General features: G+C 44.0%; 16 protein-coding genes. 6 read left to right on the forward strand and 10 right to left on the reverse strand.

Features of this window, described 5'->3' with window-relative positions:
• Positions 1-123 precede the first annotated feature (123 nt).
• The 3 genes from ACED28_RS16950 to prmB form a co-directional block, all read right to left on the reverse strand.
• Entirely contained in the window at positions 124-1,581 is a 1,458-nt protein-coding gene (locus tag ACED28_RS16950; RefSeq protein ID WP_371710321.1) for a protein adenylyltransferase SelO, read from the reverse strand.
• A gap of 515 nt (positions 1,582-2,096) precedes the next feature.
• Positions 2,097-2,738: a LysE family translocator gene (locus ACED28_RS16955; protein ID WP_371710322.1), complete on the reverse strand. Its 642-nt coding sequence runs from the start codon at positions 2,736-2,738 to the stop codon at positions 2,097-2,099.
• Positions 2,739-3,012: 274 nt separating this feature from the next.
• Positions 3,013-3,945, reverse strand: coding sequence for a 50S ribosomal protein L3 N(5)-glutamine methyltransferase (gene prmB, locus ACED28_RS16960; RefSeq protein ID WP_009848509.1), 933 nt, complete (start codon positions 3,943-3,945; stop codon positions 3,013-3,015).
• Between the two features lie 62 nt (positions 3,946-4,007).
• On the opposite strand from prmB, the gene smrB reads away from it, so the two are divergent.
• On the forward strand, positions 4,008-4,538 hold the full coding sequence (smrB, locus tag ACED28_RS16965; RefSeq protein WP_009848510.1) for an endonuclease SmrB: 531 nt from the start codon (positions 4,008-4,010) through the stop codon (positions 4,536-4,538).
• Between the two features lie 135 nt (positions 4,539-4,673).
• Here smrB and sixA read toward each other — a convergent pair whose 3' ends face one another.
• Positions 4,674-5,138: a phosphohistidine phosphatase SixA gene (gene sixA / locus ACED28_RS16970; RefSeq protein ID WP_012603460.1), complete on the reverse strand. Its 465-nt coding sequence runs from the start codon at positions 5,136-5,138 to the stop codon at positions 4,674-4,676.
• Between the two features lie 304 nt (positions 5,139-5,442).
• On the opposite strand from sixA, the gene ACED28_RS16975 reads away from it, so the two are divergent.
• Complete coding sequence (locus ACED28_RS16975) at positions 5,443-8,220, forward strand: insulinase family protein (RefSeq protein WP_371710323.1); 2,778 nt, start codon at positions 5,443-5,445, stop codon at positions 8,218-8,220.
• Between the two features lie 316 nt (positions 8,221-8,536).
• On the opposite strand, the gene fadJ is transcribed toward ACED28_RS16975, so the two are convergent.
• Together fadJ and fadI are read right to left on the reverse strand one after the other, a co-directional pair.
• A complete protein-coding gene (fadJ, locus tag ACED28_RS16980) occupies positions 8,537-10,783 on the reverse strand; it encodes a fatty acid oxidation complex subunit alpha FadJ (protein ID WP_371710324.1) in 2,247 nt (748 codons plus the stop codon).
• Positions 10,783-12,090 (reverse strand): acetyl-CoA C-acyltransferase FadI, encoded by a 1,308-nt coding sequence (gene fadI, locus ACED28_RS16985; protein ID WP_371710325.1) that lies wholly within the window; start codon positions 12,088-12,090, stop codon positions 10,783-10,785. The genes fadJ and fadI overlap by 1 nt, the downstream gene beginning before the upstream one ends.
• Before the next feature lie 559 nt (positions 12,091-12,649).
• Here fadI and ACED28_RS16990 point away from each other — a divergent pair.
• The 4 genes from ACED28_RS16990 to ACED28_RS17005 all read left to right on the forward strand — a co-directional run bounded on the left by ACED28_RS16990 (position 12,650) and on the right by ACED28_RS17005 (position 17,026).
• Positions 12,650-13,198, forward strand: coding sequence for a sigma-70 family RNA polymerase sigma factor (locus ACED28_RS16990; RefSeq protein ID WP_371710328.1), 549 nt, complete (start codon positions 12,650-12,652; stop codon positions 13,196-13,198).
• Positions 13,191-13,919 carry a DUF3379 domain-containing protein gene (locus tag ACED28_RS16995; protein ID WP_017104011.1) on the forward strand — a complete coding sequence of 243 codons (729 nt, stop codon included), beginning with the start codon at positions 13,191-13,193 and terminating at the stop codon, positions 13,917-13,919. The genes ACED28_RS16990 and ACED28_RS16995 overlap by 8 nt, the downstream gene beginning before the upstream one ends.
• A gap of 297 nt (positions 13,920-14,216) precedes the next feature.
• The gene (locus ACED28_RS17000; RefSeq protein WP_102249262.1) at positions 14,217-15,455 is read left to right on the forward strand and encodes an outer membrane protein transport protein; all 1,239 of its coding nucleotides are present in this window, start codon (positions 14,217-14,219) and stop codon (positions 15,453-15,455) included.
• 296 nt (positions 15,456-15,751) lie between these two features.
• Positions 15,752-17,026, forward strand: a complete 1,275-nt coding sequence (locus ACED28_RS17005) for an outer membrane protein transport protein (protein ID WP_102249261.1) — start codon at positions 15,752-15,754, stop codon at positions 17,024-17,026.
• Positions 17,027-17,140: 114 nt separating this feature from the next.
• Here ACED28_RS17005 and ACED28_RS17010 read toward each other — a convergent pair whose 3' ends face one another.
• From ACED28_RS17010 to ACED28_RS17025, 4 genes are all read right to left on the reverse strand, one after another.
• Positions 17,141-17,926, reverse strand: a complete 786-nt coding sequence (locus ACED28_RS17010) for a VacJ family lipoprotein (RefSeq protein ID WP_009848519.1) — start codon at positions 17,924-17,926, stop codon at positions 17,141-17,143.
• Positions 17,927-18,044: 118 nt separating this feature from the next.
• A complete protein-coding gene (gene ccmI / locus ACED28_RS17015; RefSeq protein WP_102249260.1) occupies positions 18,045-19,265 on the reverse strand; it encodes a c-type cytochrome biogenesis protein CcmI in 1,221 nt (406 codons plus the stop codon).
• Positions 19,265-19,753 carry a cytochrome c-type biogenesis protein gene (locus tag ACED28_RS17020; protein ID WP_009848521.1) on the reverse strand — a complete coding sequence of 163 codons (489 nt, stop codon included), beginning with the start codon at positions 19,751-19,753 and terminating at the stop codon, positions 19,265-19,267. The genes ccmI and ACED28_RS17020 overlap by 1 nt, the downstream gene beginning before the upstream one ends.
• Complete coding sequence (locus ACED28_RS17025) at positions 19,750-20,301, reverse strand: DsbE family thiol:disulfide interchange protein (protein ID WP_009848522.1); 552 nt, start codon at positions 20,299-20,301, stop codon at positions 19,750-19,752. The genes ACED28_RS17020 and ACED28_RS17025 overlap by 4 nt, the downstream gene beginning before the upstream one ends.
• Between the last annotated feature and the right edge of the window lie 4 nt (positions 20,302-20,305).

A 20,305-nucleotide genomic window follows, 5' to 3' on the forward strand; every position in this document is an offset into this window, starting at 1 on the left:
TAGTGTATAGGCTGGCCGATTATTTGATTATTGACATGTTTGTAAAGTTAGACGAACAAACAGATAAAGATCACATCTTAGTGACCTCTACCTGTACTTAACGACTCAAAGAATCATAGGAGGTTAAGAGGAACAGCTGATTTCCATGGCTTTGCCCCACTCAGGCGGTAAGGCAGCAAGATGTTCGTAGTCAGGATGTTCCGCATAAGGGTCTGCCAGCACCACCATTAGTGCATCAATATCGCTGCTATCACCACGCTCAGCTTTATCTATCGCAAGCTGGGCTAGGTAGTTTCTGAGAATGTATTTCGGGTTTACTTGTCGCATCTTTTCACAGCGCTCGGTCACTGAACTCTCTTCCAATTCACAACGTTGCAAGTAGTTATTCACCCATAGCTTTGCGGCCTCGCGGTCGATAACCAAATCAATCACGTCTTGCGGCGACAATGTATCTAGGTTCGACAACGTTCTAAAGAATCTTGGGTAGTCGACTTTGTTTTGTGACATCAGTTCGAACAACGATTCAAACAAGCGACTGTCACCTTCGTGTTTCGAAAGCAATCCTAACTTACGGCGCATCAGCTGACTGAAATAACCGTTCATTTGTGGTTCGTACTGTTCTAACGCGACCTCTAAATCGGCTTTATCCACCAGCGGCGAAAGTGAGTGCGCCAGTGCCGATAGGTTCCACAATCCAATTCTAGGCTGTTGATTGAAAGCATAACGACCTTGGTAATCCGAGTGATTACAGATCAAGCGAGGGTCATATTCATCTAAGAAGGCGAACGGGCCATAATCGAAGGTTTGCCCTATGATCGACATGTTATCGGTGTTCATCACCCCATGAGCAAAACCATTCGCTTGCCACAGCGCGACCATTTCCGCAGTGCGATCAACAATCTGATTAAACATAGCAGCGTAGGGTTTGTCGTCATCGAGGCATTCCGGGAAGTGCCATTCGATGACTTTATCGGCCAATAATTTATGTTCTGCCAACTGATTGGTATAAAACAGATGTTCAAAGTGACCGAAACGGATGTGTGACTCAGCAGCACGCACCAGCAATGCGCCCCACTCTTGCTTCTCTCGATAAACGGGTGTGTCGCTAGTCATCATCGCCAATGCGCGAGTAGTTGGGATATTAAGCCCCGCCATCGCTTCGCTACATAGATACTCACGAACCGTTGATCGAATAACAGCACGACCATCGCCCATACGAGAATAGGGAGTTTTACCCGCACCTTTAAGGTGTAAGTCGAACGTTTCACCACTTTTCGCGACAACTTGAGCCAATAACAGCCCTCTTCCATCACCTAAATCAGGGTTATAAGAGCCAAACTGGTGGCCTGCGTATTTCATTGCTACTGGCGAAAATTGCTCAGGTTCAACATTGCCTGATAACGTCTCAAGCAACTCCCCGGAAGTGCATTCAAATGACGGAAAGCCTAGTTCATTCGCAAGGTTATGGTTCCATGCGAGCCATTGAACATTGCTGAGCGGTGTAGGTTGAATTGGGGTATAGAACAATCGAGGTAATGCAGTAAATCGATTGTTAAATGAAATAGAATCCCAGACAGACATGAGAGATACACTGTAGATAAAAGATAACTTAAGATTATCACAGTTTGATAACAACTTCAGATCAGGTTATGCAGTGAGTCTATTGAGATAAAGGGGGTTAATCAGACAAAGAGATTATTCAGAGAAAAGGTTACTGAGAGGAAGGTTACTGAGAGGAAGGTTAAGTGGCTAGCCTGATGAGAAAAGCCACATTTACGAGTGTAAGAGTTCTAACTTTGAAGACTTTTTGAAAAGTATATTCATAATAAAACTGAAAATATAGAGCCATGAAGCTGACTACATTAGAGCAAGAATACCCAGAAGAGAAAGGGTAGAGAAAATCCAAGTACGACTGATTACGCCAAAATTACTGTGTTGAATCATTTCTTGATGCTGCATATATCTCTCCTGAGAATGTGATGGTGTAACACCAATATATCGACTTTATGCCGATATCAGCAAGCACATTAATATTAACCTTTTATTACAGCCTGAATAATTTTCTGTAACTATTCAGGCCTTTAATAAATTGAAAATTACGCTCTGCTTATAGTAGAAAGCAGCGCCCCAGCACCGATAAAGACACCACCAGTCACACGATTAAAAACCTTGGCTCTACCTTTAGCAAACAACCAATTTGATGATTTCGCACCTAGGTAGGCATAAACCAGTAACCAAGACAATTCCATCACAACGAAGGTCAAAGCGAACACCAAAAATTGAGGAAATAGCGCTATCGATGGGTCAATAAACTGAGGAAAAAGTGCGGTAAAAAACAGGATAGCTTTTGGGTTACTCGCACCAACAATAAAGCCACTGACATAATGCTGTGCAGCGCTTTCTTTAACTGGTTGAGAGCCTGCTTGTTGATTCGATAACTTGTCGTAATCTTGCTGACTCGATCGTAACGACTTCCAACCGAGATAAATAAGGTAAGCAGCCCCCGTCCACTTAATGATATTAAACACCACTTCTGACGAAGCAATGATCACCCCTAAACCGGTAAAAGATAACGTAAGGATTCCGGTAATGGCAGTCACGCTACCCAAGGCGGTAAATATCGATAACTTAAAGCCAGATTGCACACCCTTAGTCATGCACAACAAAGAGCTTGGCCCTGGTGATGCCGTTAAGATCAACACCGCTAGCAAATAATAAATCCATGTATCAAAGGTCATCGCGAATTCTCCTTAACTCACTAAAACGACTAAATATTGAGCACCAATATGTGATAGCTATTCATATTAAGCAACTAAATATTGAGCACGTTCACTCTGTGTTGCTTACTTATCCATTAAATTTCGGCAATAAAAAACGCCATGCATTACTGCATGGCGTTTAAATTCAAACGTTTCAAATAGAACGTCTTATCAGGTTCTAACCTTAAGTTTCCAGCCTAATCTCTAAGCTAAATCTCTAAGCCAAATCCCTAAGCTAACGACTAACAGTAACCTAGTCTTTGTAGATAGAGAACTCATCCGCGCAAGCAACAAGCTGCTCACGAGTGATCATGAATACGCCATGACCACCGTTAGAGAATTCAATCCAAGTGAATGGAATCTCCGGGTACTGATCCATCATGTGAACCATTGAGTTGCCCACTTCACAGATAAGAATACCGTCGTCAGTTAGGTAGTCAGGTGCGTTAGCTAAGATACGACGAACCAATTTCAGACCGTCTGTACCCGCTGCTAGGCCAAGTTCTGGCTCGTGAGTAAACTCATCTGGCAGGCTGTTCATATCTTCTTCGTCCACGTAAGGTGGGTTAGATACGATCAGGTTGTATTTCTCTTTTGGCAAGTCACGGAAAAGATCTGAACGGATTGGGAACACTTGCTGCTCCATGCCGTGATCTTGAACGTTCTGCTCTGCAACTTGCAGTGCGTCTGTAGAGATATCAATCGCATCTACTTCTGCGTCAGGGAATGCATGAGCACAAGCAATAGCAATACAACCACTACCCGTACACATATCCATGATGCGAGTTGGCTCTTCAATTAACCAAGGTTGGAATTGAGCTTCGATCAGCTCACCAATTGGAGAGCGAGGCACAAGAACGCGCTCATCAACGAAGAACTCAAGGCCACAGAACCAAGCTTTATTAGTTAAGTAAGCCGTTGGTGTACGCTCATTGATACGCTTGATTACGCGCTCAACAATACGCAGACGTTCGCTACTTGTTAGACGAGAGTTCATCACATGCGAAGGAACATCAATCGGTAGATAAAGAGTAGGTAAAATTAGTTGTACCGCCTCATCCCACGCGTTATCAGTGCCGTGACCATAAAATAGGCCCGCTGCGTTAAAGCGACTAACAGTCCAACGAATCACATCTTGAAGCGTGTGTAGTTCTGATACCGCTTCTTCTACAAAAATCTTATCCAAAATTGTCTCCGAAAAGCGCTACAATACTGCTAATTACGTTTCTAATTAGAATTCATAACCTGATGAGCAAAAAAGACACCGACTTCGATGACGATTTCGCCCTGTTCAACGATGCAGTAAAGGGCGTTAAAAAGTTGCAACAGGATACCATAGTCCAGCAGCCAAAAAGAAATGCCAAGCAAAAAGAAATTACTCGAACGGCAAGACAAGCCAGTGACAGCGAGTTTTATTTCTCGGATGAGTTCATTCCGCATCTTAGCGAAGAGGGGCCGACACGTTATGCGCGCGATGATGTCTCTAAATATGAGGTGAAGCGCTTACGTCGTGGTGTCTATGTACCGGATGTGTATCTTGATATGCACGGTATGACTCAACAAGAAGCCAAACGTGAACTTGGCGCGATGATTGCGCACTGCGTGAAAGAGAGCGTAGCTTGTGCCTGTGTACAGCACGGCATTGGTAAACACATCCTTAAACAGAAAGTGCCTTTGTGGTTAGCACAGCACCCAGATGTGATGGCTTTTCACCAAGCACCTTTAGAGTTTGGTGGCCATGGGGCGCTACTGGTTTTACTTGCTATCCCAGATAAATAGCCATCGACTTGCTCTTTATTCTAAAAAGTACGTCCAGCACCTTGTCGTTTGGTCGAAATAATCCGTTAGAAACAACAAAGGGCATCTCAATAATCATGAGGTGCCCTTAAATTTATCTTGAGAAAACGGTCTCAGCTATGGATTAATGTTCCAAAGCAACTCGCCTTTTTGTTTTTCAAGGTCGAATTCAATACACGCGAGCCCTGAGGTTGGGAACATAGGTGGCGCCATGCCCGTCGCAAATTCAGCCGTTAAATAGCCCACTAGAGGTAAATGAGAAACAAATAAAATGGTCTCTAGCTTTTCTACTTCAGCCATTGCTATGGTCAAATCAAACACATCGTCAGACATTCCGTAAGGCGTAATGTCATCACAGGTTTCTACTTTCTTTCCAGAAAACGCTTGAGAGATTTCTAACCACGTTTCTTGTGCCCTCAAGTATGGGCTCACAAGCACTTTATCGAACTGGCTAAACCCTTGCTCATTTGCAGCTTGAGCTACCGCAAGAGACGCCATTTTACCGCGCTTCGTTAACGCACGTTCTGCATCCGAGTTAGCAAAATGTTCTGCTTCACCGTGGCGCATTATGAATATTTTCATGTTCAGTCCTGTCTACGTAACATTTCGAAAGTCGATATATCCCATATCAGCGATACGCTACTTAGCGTTTGGCTCTCAAACTAGAGAAACCGCAGTCTATATAAATAATTATATCAAGTCACTTGCTAAAGAGTTCGACTTTCTTAACAATCTTATTAAAAGAAAATAAATCACTGATAAAAATCGATAAAAGTGATTTAGAAGTCGCCAAAAAGCACTTCATATCCCAAAATATGATCGCGAGGTTTGCACCTGAAATCATCGCGTACATAATTTAAAAACCACCTTCTCTGGAGATGCATCTGTGCATTTAAGCCCTAATGATGAACATCAATACCGTTACGTAACATTAGATAACGGGTTGAGAGTACTGTTAGTTCACGATCAGAACGCTCAAAAAGCTGCAGCCGCACTCGCCGTTAATGTCGGGCATTTTGATGACCCTACAGACCGAGAGGGTTTAGCTCACTACTTAGAGCATATGCTATTTTTGGGAACTGAAAAGTATCCAAAGGTCGGAGAGTTCCAAAGTTTCATCAGCCAGCATGGCGGTAGCAACAACGCTTGGACAGGAACCGAACACACCTGCTTCTTTTTTGATGTTGAATTGAATGCCTTTGAAAATGCACTCGATCGCTTCAGCCAATTTTTTACCGCCCCCTTGTTCAACGAAGAAGCATTAGACAAAGAGCGCCAAGCCGTTGATTCAGAGTATAAAATGAAACTCAACGACGACTCGCGACGCTTGTACCAAGTGACCAAAGAATTGGTAAATCACAGTCACCCATTCTCGAAGTTTTCTGTCGGTAATATCGATACGTTGGGTGACCGAAACGGCGAGACAATTCGACAAGAGATCTTAGCTTTCCACCAGCAGCAGTACTCTTCAGACTTAATGACACTGACACTGTCTGGCAATCAATCACTGGACGAGATGCAAAGTTGGGTTGAGGAGCGTTTTAGCTCGATTACCAACCACCAACTACAAGGCAAGAAGGTTGAAGTACCGATTGTTGGCGAATTAAGCACGGGGGTACAAGTACACGTTAAACCGATCAAAGAAGTGCGCAAACTTATCTTAACCTTCCCAATGCCAAGCATGGATGAACACTACGGTATTAAACCATTATCGTTCTTTGCACACCTTATCGGTTACGAAGGCGAAGGCAGTTTGATGATGCAACTCAAAGAGAAAGGCTGGATTACTTCCCTCTCCGCAGGTGGCGGCGCAAGTGGTAGTAACTATCGTGATTTCACAGTCAGTTGCTCATTAACCATCGAAGGTTTAACCAAAACCGATAACATCATCCAAGCGGTGTTCCAGTACATTAAGTTGATTGAACAACAAGGTATTGAAGAGTGGCGTTACCTCGAAAAACGGGCTGTTTTGGAATCAGCCTTCCGCTTTCAAGAGCCCTCAAGACCACTTGATGTCGTCAGCCATCTCGTTATCAACATGCAGCATTACCAAGAGCAAGATGTGGTGTATGGCGATTACAAAATGTCGCATTTCGACGAAGAGTTACAACGTTCTCTGCTTCCTTACTTAACCGTCGACAACATGCGGGTCACTATTGTTGCTCAAGGGTTCGAATGTGACAGAGAAGCGAAATGGTACTTTACACCCTATTCGCTCACACCATTTAGCGCTGAGCAAGTTCAATGCTTTACATGTATCAACCCCGGCTGGCAGTTTGAGCTCCCAAGCAAAAACCCGTTTATTTGCTACGACTTAGACCCTGCAGAGCTCGAAGGTGACGCTAAGCACCCACAACTGTTAGAAGAGCTGGACGGCTTTAAGTTATGGCACCTCCAAGACCATCAATTTCGAGTTCCAAAAGGTGTGGTGTATATCGCTATAGATAGCCCACACTCAGTTGCCACCCCGAGAAACATCGTTAAAACACGCTTGTGTGTAGAGATGTTCTTAGACTCGCTTGAAAAAGATACGTATCAAGCTGAGATTGCTGGTATGGGCTACAACATGTATACCCATCAAGGTGGTGTAACACTCACATTATCTGGATTCAGCGAGAAGCAGCCACAATTACTCAATATGATCCTTGAACGCTTCCAAGCACGCGACTTTAGTTCAACACGATTCGAAACGATTAAGCATCAATTGCTCAGAAACTGGAATAACGCATCGCAAGACCGTCCTATCTCGCAGCTATTCAATGCGATGACGGGAATCTTACAGCCAAATAACCCGCCCTATTCCGTTTTAATTGAAGCGCTGGAAACAATAGAAGTCGACGAGCTTTCTTCTTTTGTTCAAGCTATTTTGGCCGAACTGCATGTCGAAATGTTTGTGTATGGTGACTGGAAAAAAGCCGATGCGAACAAGATGGCTGAAACGCTAAAAGATGCATTGCGTGTTCAAGATCAGGCTTACGAAGAGTCACTGCGCCCTTTAATCATGCTGGGTGATAACGGTAGTTTCCAACGCGAAGTGGTTTGTAATCAAGATGATTCAGCCATCGTGGTTTACTACCAATGTTCAGATATATCACCTACAAATATTGCACTGTATTCATTGGCAAACCACTTGATGTCAGCCACTTTCTTCCACGAGATTCGTACTAAGCAGCAGCTAGGTTATATGGTCGGCACTGGTAATATGCCATTGAACCGACACCCAGGTATTGTGTTGTATGTGCAATCGCCTAATGCAGCCCCAGCAGATCTGTTGGCTTCAATAGACGAGTTCCTCAATGCCTTTTACATGGTATTGCTAGAGCTTAACGACTATCAATGGCACAGCAGTAAACGCGGTCTTTGGAATCAAATTTCAACGCCAGATACCACCTTGCGTGGTCGCGCTCAACGCTTATGGGTTGCGATAGGCAATAAGGATTTGGAATTCAATCAGAGGGATCGTGTGTTAGAAGAGCTCAAAGGTCTGACTCGCTCAGACATGATGCGCTTTGTGGTTAGCCAACTAAAACCTCGTACAGCGAATCGTCTGATTATGCATGCGCACGGCAATGCTCATAATGAAGAAGAGAAGTTGTCGGCAGGTGTTGAGATTGGCTCAATTGATGAGTTTCAGTTGCGTCCTAAAGACTGTGAGCTTGGTTAGTCGTTCTTATTAAAAAGATCAGAAGGTTGATGTGAAAGCATCAACCTTTTTTATTGAATGCAGCACAAGAGCAGATCTCCTATTACGCTCCTTCGTCGCTTTAGGAGATGACGGTAGTTTTGATTGAGGTGTGTTGACCACCTTCCGAATCAACACAATAGCTTACTTGTTACATCTCAATCGTCATTCCAAAAAAGGAGAAACGACTGAGTCGGGAATCTCCTTCTTTTGCATACTCCCATAAAAATGAAGCCCGCATCAATTGCTTGATACGGGCTTTATAATCAAAGTGCTAGAAAGTTACTAATAGAAAGAGTTACTTGTAGAAAGACTCATCCAACCCTGCACGTGTCAGTAGGCCATCACATGGCGCGAAACGATCACCGTACTTCTTAGCGAAGTCGTTCATCATCTCTACCAATGACTTAATACCCACTTGATCCATATAACGGAACGGACCACCTAGGAATGGCGGGAAACCGATACCGAAAATAGCACCAATATCGCCATCTCTAGGGCTACGGATAATGCCATCGTCTAGACAACGAACTGCTTCGTTGAGCATTGGTAACACACAACGCATTGCGATGTCGTTATCGCTTAGCTTAGGTTCAGGTTGCAGCTTAAGCAGTTTGTAAACTGACTTATCGACTTCCTTCTTCTTACCTTTGTAAGTGTAGAAACCTTTGCCACTCTTACGGCCTTTACGGTTGTCATTCAAAAGAATGTCGAACACATCAGGGCCTTGGAAACGTTCGCCTAATTCATTAACTAGAATCGGGATGATCTTCGCACCGATATCAACACCGACTTCGTCTAACAAAGTAATAGGGCCAACCGGGAAACCAAAGTCCAGCAACGTGCTGTCGAGCTTTTCAATCGGCTCATTTGCCAATAACAGATGCGCCGCTTCATTCATGTATGGAGCAAGAATACGGTTCACATAGAAGCCAGCCGTATCTTTAACAACAATCGGCGTTTTACCTTGCTTCTTCGCTAATGCCACCACCGTCGAAATCGTCTCTTCTGACGTTGTTTCATGAGGGATGACTTCTACTAGCGGCATTTTTTCTGCCGGGCTGAAGTAGTGAAGACCAACCACGTTTTCTGGTCGCTGCGCTTTCTCTGCAATTTTATGGATTGGCAGTGAAGACGTGTTGGTCGCAAAGATAGTCTCTGACTTAGCATTGGCTTCAATGTCTGCAACCATTGATTGCTTAAGGTCGAGATCTTCAAATACCGCTTCAATCACAACATCAGTATGGTTAAAGCTTGTAAAGTCGATACCACCAGAAAGCTGAAGCATCTTACTTTCAAGGCCAGCTCGGCTCAGAATACGACGTTTACGCTGCTTATCGAACAACTTGTAGTTGTAGTTAAGCGCATTGAGCACACCTTCATTAGACACATCTTTAATACGAACCGGTACTTTCGCTTTAGCAACACTGACGTGGCTGATACCAGCGCCCATAAGACCGCCGCCCAGTACACCAACACGCTTAACCGCTTTTGGTTCTGCGTCTGCGCCATGTTCTTTTTTCATTTCAGTGGTGGCAAAGAAAATCGAACGAAGGGCTTTGGATTCTGCGGTCATCACCAATTCAGAGAAACGCTTCGCTTCGTACTGAAGACCTTTATCAAAGCCGCTCTCTAAGCCATAACGAATCACATCAAGAATCGCATCAGCGGCTGGGTAATTACCGCGTGTTTTCTGATTGGTCTTCTTTGAAGCCTGTTCAAAAATAACCTTGCGACCAAGACCCGTACGTGAAATTAGTTTTTCTTTGGCCGAAGCTTGGCTTTTAGACGCCAAGCGCTTACCTTTTTTCCCGCCTGAGTTCTTTTCAACAAAGCTCTTAGCAACTTCCAGCAAGATAGTTTCTGGCACACAAGCATCCACGACACCTAGCGATTTCGCTTTTTTAGCGCGCAGTTGCTTACCCGTAAGAATAAGGTCAAGAGAAGGCAGTAAACCGATAAGACGAGGAAGACGTTGCGTACCACCAGATCCTGGTAACAGACCAAGTTGGACTTCTGGCAGACCTAAGCGAGTCTTATCTGAATCAGTACATACGCGGTAATCACACGATAGTGCCAGCTCTAAGCCACCACCTAAACATGGGCCGTGAATCGCTGCAACAACAGGATAAGGCAAATCAGAAAGTGCTTGGAACATCTCCTGCCCCTGACGAGCAAGAGATTGCGCTTCATCTGCTGTCTTGCAAGCATCAAGCATTCGTACGTCAGCGCCAGCAATAAAATTATCTGGCTTCAATGAATGAACGATTAAGCCTTTAACTCGGCTTTGCTTTTCCTTCAACTGCTCGAAGATTGCTTTCATTTCTTCGGCAAACGCCGCTTGTAGCGTGTTCATTTTTTCGTTTGGTACATCGATCGCAAGCCATGCAATATCTTGGTCATCGATAGTTAAAGAAAACGCGGTCGCCAGTTTTACGGCTTCATCGTTTGAAACCGTCTTGTCACTTTTAGATACAGTCACTGGCTTTGAATCCGTTTTTTTGACTGCTTTCTTTTCTTTTTTCACATCAAGAGTCGTAGACATTATTCCACCTCCAAGATCATTGCTGCACCTAAGCCACCAGCCGCACAAGCAGTATTCAATGCTAGGCCACCACCACGACGTTTAAGTTCACGCAGTGTTTGAGTCATCATGCGTGCACCAGTCGCAGCAAACGGGTGTCCGTAAGCAATTGAGCTACCCAACACGTTGAATTTCTCCATATCAATCTCACCGATCGCTTTGTCACGGCCAAGATTCTTCTGAGCAAATTCATCGCTTGCGAACATTTTGACGTTAGCCAGAACTTGAGCTGCAAACGCTTCATGCATCTCGATAAGTGTTAGGTCTGATAATTCTAGTCCTGTGTTCTTCAATACTTGAGAGGTCGCGTACGTCGGCCCCATCAGCATATCCGTTTCAACACCAATCGCTGAGAACGCGTAACCACGAATGTAACCAAGCACTTCTAAGCCTAGCTCTTTCGCTTTTCCTTCGCGCATCAACATCACTGCGGCACCGCCATCGGTAAGAGGCGTGGCATTGGCTGCCGTTACACTGCCGTATTGTCTGTCGAATGCAGGGCGCAATGTAGCGTAACCTTCAACCGTCGAGTCGTGGCGAATGTTGTTGTCTTCTGCTAGGTACTTTTTATAAGGCGCGGGGAATGCCGTCATCACTTCGTCTTTAATCTTGCCTTCTTTCCATGCTTGAGAAGCCAAAGAGTGAGAACGGTGAGCAAGTGCATCTTGAGCTTCGCGAGTAATACCATGTGTCTTAGCCATCTGCTCAGCAGTTTGTCCCATAGACAAACCTGTCGAGTATTCTGCGACTGCTGGTGGTACTGGCATCAAATCTTTGACTGAAAATGTTTTAAGAATCTTCAGTTTTTGACCTATGGTTTTCGTTTTACTCAGTGCTAATAAGTTCGCCGCTAACTTTTTCGAAACACCGATGGGCAATACAGAAGAAGAATCCGCGCCGCCCGCAATACCAACATCAATCGTGCCAGCCATAATGCTCTCGGTCACGTTGACTGCAGCTTGGAAGCTAGTCGCACATGCTCGCGTCACACTGTAGGCATCAGTATTAATGTCCATACCTGTACCCAGCACGATTTCACGTGCAATGTTCGGTGCTTCTGGCATTTGCACGACTTGGCCGAACACGACTTGTTCGATAAGCGCAGGATCGACATCAGTTCTTGCAAGCATTTCGCTCACCACCATTTTGCCTAGGTCAACCGCAGGCACTTGGCTAAATTCTGTGCTCTGACGAGCGAATGGGGTTCGTAGTCCAGCGACAACGGCAACACGTTCTCCAGAACGCGTTTTGACTTCCTGTTTGCCCATGGTTTCTCCTTAAGGTTAAGAGGTCTGACCTGAAGCATTGTAAACAAGTTGTTAATTAAATCAAACAGGCGTTTAAATAAACGTGATACGAGTATCCCACTGCTTGAAAATCTAACTGAACATTCAGGCGAACCTTTTTGAGGGAAAGGTTGTCGTAAGATACTAAACTATTGCAAGCAAAGCTGTTATCGCTATGTAAGGAATGGTTTTCTTGAGGCAAAAAAAAACCACACAAAACTGTGTGGTCGGAATGTATATAAAGCAATTAACTTAACGCCAATTGAAATAATCAGTTTCCTGATTAGGAGAAAGTAAAGTCAGCCTTCAAAAGGAAGTGTCGTCTTGCTCAACATGCTAGCCACGAATGACTAACTAGACGACAAGGTGTACTATAGCGTTTTCGAGGGCTTAAATTTTGAAGTAGATCAATTTTAATGTGATTTTACGACTTCCTGCCGACGTTAGCCCTAAAAACGAAACAGCATATATAACGAAGCACAACGTATAGAAGACAGCTATACGCAGAGCAATTATGGAGGCTCGTGTGTCAATAATAAAAATGTTTGGAAAGAAAACAGCCAAGCGTCCGGTCAACTCTGATATGGACAAACAAAGAAAATACGAAGCACTCGTGCGCGCCTATCATCGTGACCTCTTTCGCTATGCCTATTGGCTATGCAAAGACAAAAGCATTGCCGAAGATTTAGTTCAAGAAACTTGCCTTCGTGCATGGAAGTCACTCGATAGCCTACAAGATGAAAAAGCCGCAAAGTCATGGCTGATTACTATCTTGCGCCGCGAGAATGCTCGACGTTTTGAACGCAAACAATTTGATCTGGTTGATATCGACGATCATGGTAACGATGCTAGCATCAGTGATGACCCACATCATCAACACCAATGGTTGCAAGCGCAGATCATGAAACTTGAAATCGAATACCGTGAACCCCTCTTCTTACAAGTGATTGGTGGTTTTAGTGGTGATGAGATCGCCGATATTCTCGATCTTAACAAAAATACGGTGATGACACGTTTATTCAGAGCTCGAAATCAGTTGAAAGAGATGCTGGATACAGAAGAGGTAGAGAGGGGGCAACATAATGGATGATTTGGAATTTCGTCGTCGTGTATTGTCGGAACCTAAGCAACGTACACAAGACATTATTGATGCAGCAGCGAATAGTGAAGCCAATAGTAATTTCTTAGACGATGTACTATCACTTGATAAGCAAATCCATTCAGCATTGAATGTGGATGTGCCAGACGATCTGGCAGATCGTATCCTATTCAATCAGACCTCAAGCGAAGAGAGCAAAGTAGTAAGGCCTACGTTTGCTCGACGAGCGATGGCAATGGCTGCTTCTGTGGCATTCGTTGCAGGTTTATTGGTTGGTCAAGTCAACTGGGGCAACGCGTTGGTATCTCCAGCTCAAGCAAGCTTGGCGGATACTGCAATGAAACATGTTGTTGATGAAAAGAGCTTCGTTAGTGCACTTGATGAAAATGTATCATCTCAACAAATCAACGCAAAAATGAACCCGTTTGCTTTTCAGTTTGATGAAGCCTTCCCTTACCACGTCTATTACCTGAACCACTGTGGTTTTGGCAAATCCAACGCAATGCACATGGTTTTCCAAGGCGAAAAAGGCAAAGTCACGCTGTTTTTAACTGGCATTCCGACTGACAAGTCTATCGACTTTGATGAAAAAGGCATGTCAGGCTCGGTAACACCGATCGATGGCAGCAGTTTGATCCTTGTAGGGGAAGATGGCGAGGATGTCTCTAAAATCGCCGAAAAGCTGACAAAAATGATCAAACCAATGAGCTAATTTGCTCTCAAAGCCCCGTAACAAAAGGCCCAGCAAGTATATCACTGATATTGCTGGGCTTTATTTATCAATAAATCGCAAAACCATTCACCACACCAATACCTCTAGAGTTAAAACTCTAAAAAACAGCATTTCTCTCCATTTTCGTGCCAGATAGGCGTCATTTCCATAATTTTACCCTCAAAATTTCCAATGGTCGGATTTGTATATCGTATACTTCCGAATAGGATCAGCCAACATTGAGCAATTGCTCAAATTAATCGCCCTGTAGAGGCGGATATATAAAGGAATAAATGAATGACTACCAACAACACGCGTCTGTTTAAAAAGTCTCTTTTAGCAGTAACAATCACACTGGCATCTTCGCAAGCGATGGCAGCAGGTTTCCAACTTAACGCACAATCAGCAACCGGCATCGGCCGTGCTTTTGCTGGTGATGCAGTAATCGCAGATAACGCGTCAGTAATGGCACGTAACCCTGCAGCAATGGCACTATTTGATAAAACTGAGCTATCTCTTGGTTTTGAAAGCATCACTTCAATGATTGAAGTCAACGACGTTAACTACGTTGGTGGTCAAGTGCCAGTAAATAATACTGATGATGTAGGTGATACATCTATCGCGCCTAACATCCACTTAATCGTTCCAGTAAATGATAAATTTGCTTGGGGTATCAATGCCTACTCAAACTTCGGTACTAAAACAGAGTTTGACGACAACTATCCGGCAGCTGAATACGGTGGCTTAACGGATGTTAAGAGCGTCAACTTTGGTCTTGCAGGTTCTTACCGACTAGACGACCAATGGAGCTTCGGTGCAGGTTTAGACCTTATTTATGGTCAAGGCACGATGAAACGCACCTCTGGTGTAGGCATGCAAGCTGGTAATGTACCTCTAGGTACTCCTTTATTAAACGTCGACAAAGCTGATGGTTGGGCTGTTGGCTTTAACGTTGGTACCGTTTATGAGCTAGATGAAAACAACCGTTTTGGTCTATCTTACCGTTACAGCCCTGAAATCACCGCTAAAGATGACAAGGGCCAAGAGATCACGCTACCACTACCAGACATCGCTGAATTCTCTGGTTTCCACAAAATTGAAGATACTAAGTTCGCAGTTCACTACTCTGTACAATGGATCGGCTGGGGTGACTTCGACCAGATCGAATTCCAGAACCTATCTCAAGGTGCGATCAAAGGCGCTTACAATAAAGAATACAAATGGCAAGATGGCTGGCACTACGCAATTGGTGGTACTTACTACCTAAACGATACATGGACACTACGTACCGGTTACATGTATGACACCAGTGCACAAGATGAACTGACGTCTATTTCTGTACCAGATTCTGACCGTCAGTGGTTCTCTGCTGGTTTCACTTACCATATTGACACCGCTTCAAACGTAGACTTCGGCTTTACATACTTGTTAGGTGACGATGTGAGAGTTTCAGAAAACTCTTCAAAGACACCACTAACAGCGACGACACATGCTGATGCAATCCTATTAGGTCTTCAGTACAGCCGCAGCTTCTAATATAAAGTTAGCTATAATCCCAAAGGGTCGCATTGTGCGACCCTTTTTTGTTTTCCTAAACCACTGACCAACCTAAATTTAAGCTTACAACTGTAGCCTGCAGAGCAAATATACAGCTACAGGTGTACGCTCAAACTTCGCAACACAGCCGAAACATTTAGATGATTTCTCTAATAATTAAACACATTTGCTCATTTAATCCCTAAAACACTGTTTTATTCGAATTTCATTTTTAAAGTAATAACTCTAAAAGTAGAATCACGCCACTAAATACTTATGATTCAGTGAACATAATAATGAAAATAAATAAAACTCTTCTATCTTCTGCAGTGGCAGTTGGATTACTTTCGACTTCTACCGTAACTAACGCGGCAGGTTTTCAACTAGCAGAATACTCAGCAACAGGTTTAGGCCGTGCTTACGCTGGTGAAGCAGCAATGGCTGACGGTGCAGACGCGCAATGGCGTAACCCTGCTATGCTGACTTACCTAGAAGGCACACAGGTTTCTGTGGGTGGTATCTACGTTGACCCAAATATTGATATTGAAGGGACTTCTACAACTCCTCGCGGAAAAACAACATCTAACTCTAGTGACTTCGCGCACAGTGCTTTTATTCCAAATTTTTATGCTTCTCATAAGTACAATGACAAATTTGCGTTGGGTTTTGCTGCAGGCACAAACTACGGTATGGCAACGGACCTGGGTAAAGACTTTGGTGGTGCAAACCATGGTAACGAAGCAAGTGTGACTACTATGGAGCTGAACTTGAACGCTGCATACCAGGTACTAGAGAGTGTTTCTATTGGTGGTGGCGTACGTTACATCATGGCTGAAGGTAGCTTTGGTGCAGTATCAACTAAAAACTCTCTTATTCCAGTGAAGTCTGGTACCTCTTTGAAATACATGGAAGGTGATGACACGGCATGGGGTTGGCAAGTTGGTACCGCTTGGGACATTAATGAAGACAACCGCCTTGGCTTTACCTACAAATCAGAAGTTGACCTGACTTTAGAAGGCTATGCAAAAGGCTTTGGTTTCAACCCAACAAAACCAGAAGCACACAAAAGTGGTTCAATGGACCTCGCTCTTCCGGCAACAGCTGAACTTGCTAGCTTCCACCAGCTGACAGACACTGTAGCGGTTCACGCAAGTATTAACTGGACGAACTGGAGCAGCTTTAAAGAGCTTGTTGCTGATTTCCCTGGCGAAAAAAGCGTAGAGATCAAGCAAGAGAACTGGGAAGACAACTACCGTTTTGCAATCGGTACGACTTACCAAATGACCCCTAAACTAGCACTGCGTTCTGGTATTGCCTACGATACTTCAGCGGTAAGCGAAGAGCACCGTACTGCGACGATCCCAGAAACAGACCGCACTTGGTTAAGTATTGGTGCGGGCTACCAATGGTCAGATCAGCTAACTCTGGATGCTGGCTTCACTTACATTCTAGCGAAAGACGCGAAAATGCATGAAAAAGATCCAAAAGCAGATTACTTTGGTGGTAGCTTCGAAGGCGAAGTGACAGGCAGCATCTGGTTAGTCGGTATCCAAGCCAACTACCGCTTCTAGGCTAGTTACCTAATTATCTACTTACCGAAAGGTAGAAAAGTAGACAGCATTAAAAAGGCTCGATGTTGAATTAACATCGAGCCTTTCTCTTATCTGCTTATTTAAGCTTTGTATTTAGTAATCTTCGAGATACTCATCAATGAAATCTTCTTCCTCAAGATCAACCTCTTCTGGCTCGATCTCAGCTTTAAAATCTTGACGTTGGATGTAAATATCACGAGTCAAAGCATATGGATCTGGAGAGTCATCTAATAAGGCTTCTTGCGAGGCCAACTGAGCACGTGTTTCCATACCTTCAAAGGCCCACTTCCCTAACTTTGCCCAGAAGGTAAACAGAGACAAAGGTACGTATAAGCTATCCACTTGCTCTGTAACTTGTCGAGTCGTCACAGGGCCATATCCCGGCAGCATAAAATACGGTCCATTCCCTACCCCATAATGACCAATCGCATCAGAAAACGACTTTTCGTCATATTTGGTGATCCCCGCTTCGCTAGCAATATCAATCAGACCAAGAAGACCAAAGGTAGAGTTAATCCAAAAACGATTGAAATGATCGAGCGCTTTCCCACCATTCCCCATAATGAGATTGTTGAGCATACTTGATGGCTCATCTAAGTTGGCTAAAAAATTGGAAATACCAGAGCGAATTGGTACAGGGGTATAGTCAACATAGGCAAGAGAAACAGGTCGAACCAAATAAGGATCGAGATACTCGTAGTTGATATCCCACATCGCCCGGTTGAAACCTTCAAAAGGGTCGTTCGGATGGGACTCTTCGACATATTCAGAGGTTTCGAGGTTATCACCGCCATTGCTTTCATCTGGTACGCTCGAACAACCTACCGTTAAGCTTGCGATGAAGAGTAAACTCGAAAGTCTTAAAACACTGATAGACATATCACCTTTTCCATAAGGAATAATAAAAAAGGCCAGCAATCGCTGGCCTCAATTGGTTGCGTAAGTCTATACCGTTTTTTAATAAATCGGAATAGCTAACGCCTATGCAAAGTAATGATTAATATTGCTTATTGATATCAATGGTAACTGGGGCACCCAGTTCAACCACTTCACTTTCACCGAACCAATCACCGTCTCGAGTTGAAACGTTACCATCTGTATCAAGCCTAGCTCTAACCATTAGAGTTTCAAGGCTGGACAGTTTCTGTCCTTCCAACATGCTGTTGCCATCATCAAGAACGACAGTACGAGGGAAAGTTCCTAGCGGATAACGAGCCGCAGCAATCGGCATTGGTGAGCCGTCTGCTCTGTGCACTGATACAACTAACACTGAACTAGGGGCAGCATTCACATCACCAGATAACTCAAGCGTTACAGCAACAGTTTTACCTTGGTCAACGCCCATAGCATTGCCCATTTTCTTCTGTGCACTTTCAATACTGCGCGACAACATTTCATAGCGACTGTCTTGTGGACCAATCATCTGTTGCATGATGCTCCAGTACTTAACAGCACCTGGGTAGTCTTGACGCTCAAACGCATCAAACGCTAGCAACGAGAACACACGAAGATCAACATAGTCGTTTTGAATCAAACGGCTCAAAATTAAACGAGCTTGGTTTTGATCCGCATCATCAGGTGAAAGCATCAATGCTTGTGCATAACCTAGCTGAACATCTTCATTCTTTGGCTCAAGCTTGTAAGCTCTTTGCATCGAATCTTTCGCAGTTTCCGCGTCGCGGTTAGCCAATGCAATACGACCTAATAGTAACCAACCTGTCGAATCTTTTGGTTGATAGTGCAGACGAGTACGAAGTGCCAGAGTCAAATCTTCTAGTTCATCATCCGTTAATGCACCACCTTCCGATGACATTAGCTTTTTAGACAACTCAGGAAGGTTTGAACTCACTTCTTGCCAGTGTTGGACTTTATCCAGAGCACCAAACTGAAAGTACATACCATATGTAACAACCACGACTAGGACAATAGATGGTACTACGACGCCCAATGTTGAGATTTGGGTCTTCTTCATCTCTTTCTGCGCAGGTACATCATCAAGTAGAGACTGTTTCAAATCAGCGATCAGCTCTTGTTGGTTATCAACAAGGCCTTCTTCTGCTTCTACTTCGAGCTCAACGAGACGATCTTTATAGAATGCTTTGTTCAACTCGTCGCGAAGCATTTCATCATTGTTCGCCTTCTTATTTATGAAGGGCAGAACAATTAAGAAAATAGCTGCTAGCGAAAGGATAATGGTAGAAATCCAAAATAGAGTCATTACTTCTTATCTCCGTCGTTCTCTTCATCGAGTAACGCTTTTAAACGAGCTTCTTTGTCTGCATCCCAGTCTTTATCTGACTCTACTGCTTTCGACTTTGACTTTCGGCTTCGTAAAATGATCAAACCGAAACCAAACACGACTACCGCAAACGGACCAACCCAAAGGATTGATGTGGCTAATGTGAGTGGTGGGTTGTAAGTAACAAAGTTACCGTAGCGAGCAATCATGTAATCAATGATGTCTTGCTTCGACTTGCCATCTTTTGTCATTTCATACACTTTTTGGCGTAAATCAACCGCAAGCTCTGCGTTCGAATCACCAATGGTGTTGTTCTGACATTTAGGGCAACGCAGCGTGTTGCTTAGCTCTTTGAACTGCTGCTCTTGATCAACGGTATCAAATTCATGAAATTCGATAGGCGCAGCAGAAACAGTCGCCGAAATAGCAAATGTAGCGAATAGAGCAATCAGTGTCTTCTTAATCATTTCGCTTCCTCCAACAACTCTTGGTACATCGGCTCAAGCGTCGATGCCCAGTTAGTTGGGTTCACGTCACCAACATGGCGATAACGAACTACGCCGTTAGCATCAATGAGGAAAGTCTCTGGAGCGCCATACACACCAAGGTCAAGACCTAGCATGCCGTTACCATCGAACAGGCTGATCAAGTATGGATTGCCCAGCTCTTTTAACCAACCTACCGCTTTATTGCGATCATCTTTGTAGTTAAGGCCAATAATCTTAACGCCTTGACCCGCTAACTTATTCAAGTAAGAGTGCTCTGCATAACAAGTAGGACACCAAGTCGCCCACACATTTAGAAGCAGTGGCTCACCTTTAAAGATAGCTTGATCATGGAACTTACCCGGTTGCTCTAAGTCTTCTAAACCGAACTCAGGTACTGGCTTACCAATCAATACCGATTCAAGTTTAGTCGGGTCATCACCCGACTGGTTACGCATCAATTGAGTCGCAAAGATTCCAGCTAGAACCATGAACGCAATCAATGGAATGAATAAAATCTTCTTGTTCATTCGA

The sequence above is a fragment of the Vibrio sp. 1F253 genome, assembly GCF_041439295.1.
In the GTDB taxonomy this organism is placed as follows: domain Bacteria; phylum Pseudomonadota; class Gammaproteobacteria; order Enterobacterales; family Vibrionaceae; genus Vibrio; species Vibrio tasmaniensis_A.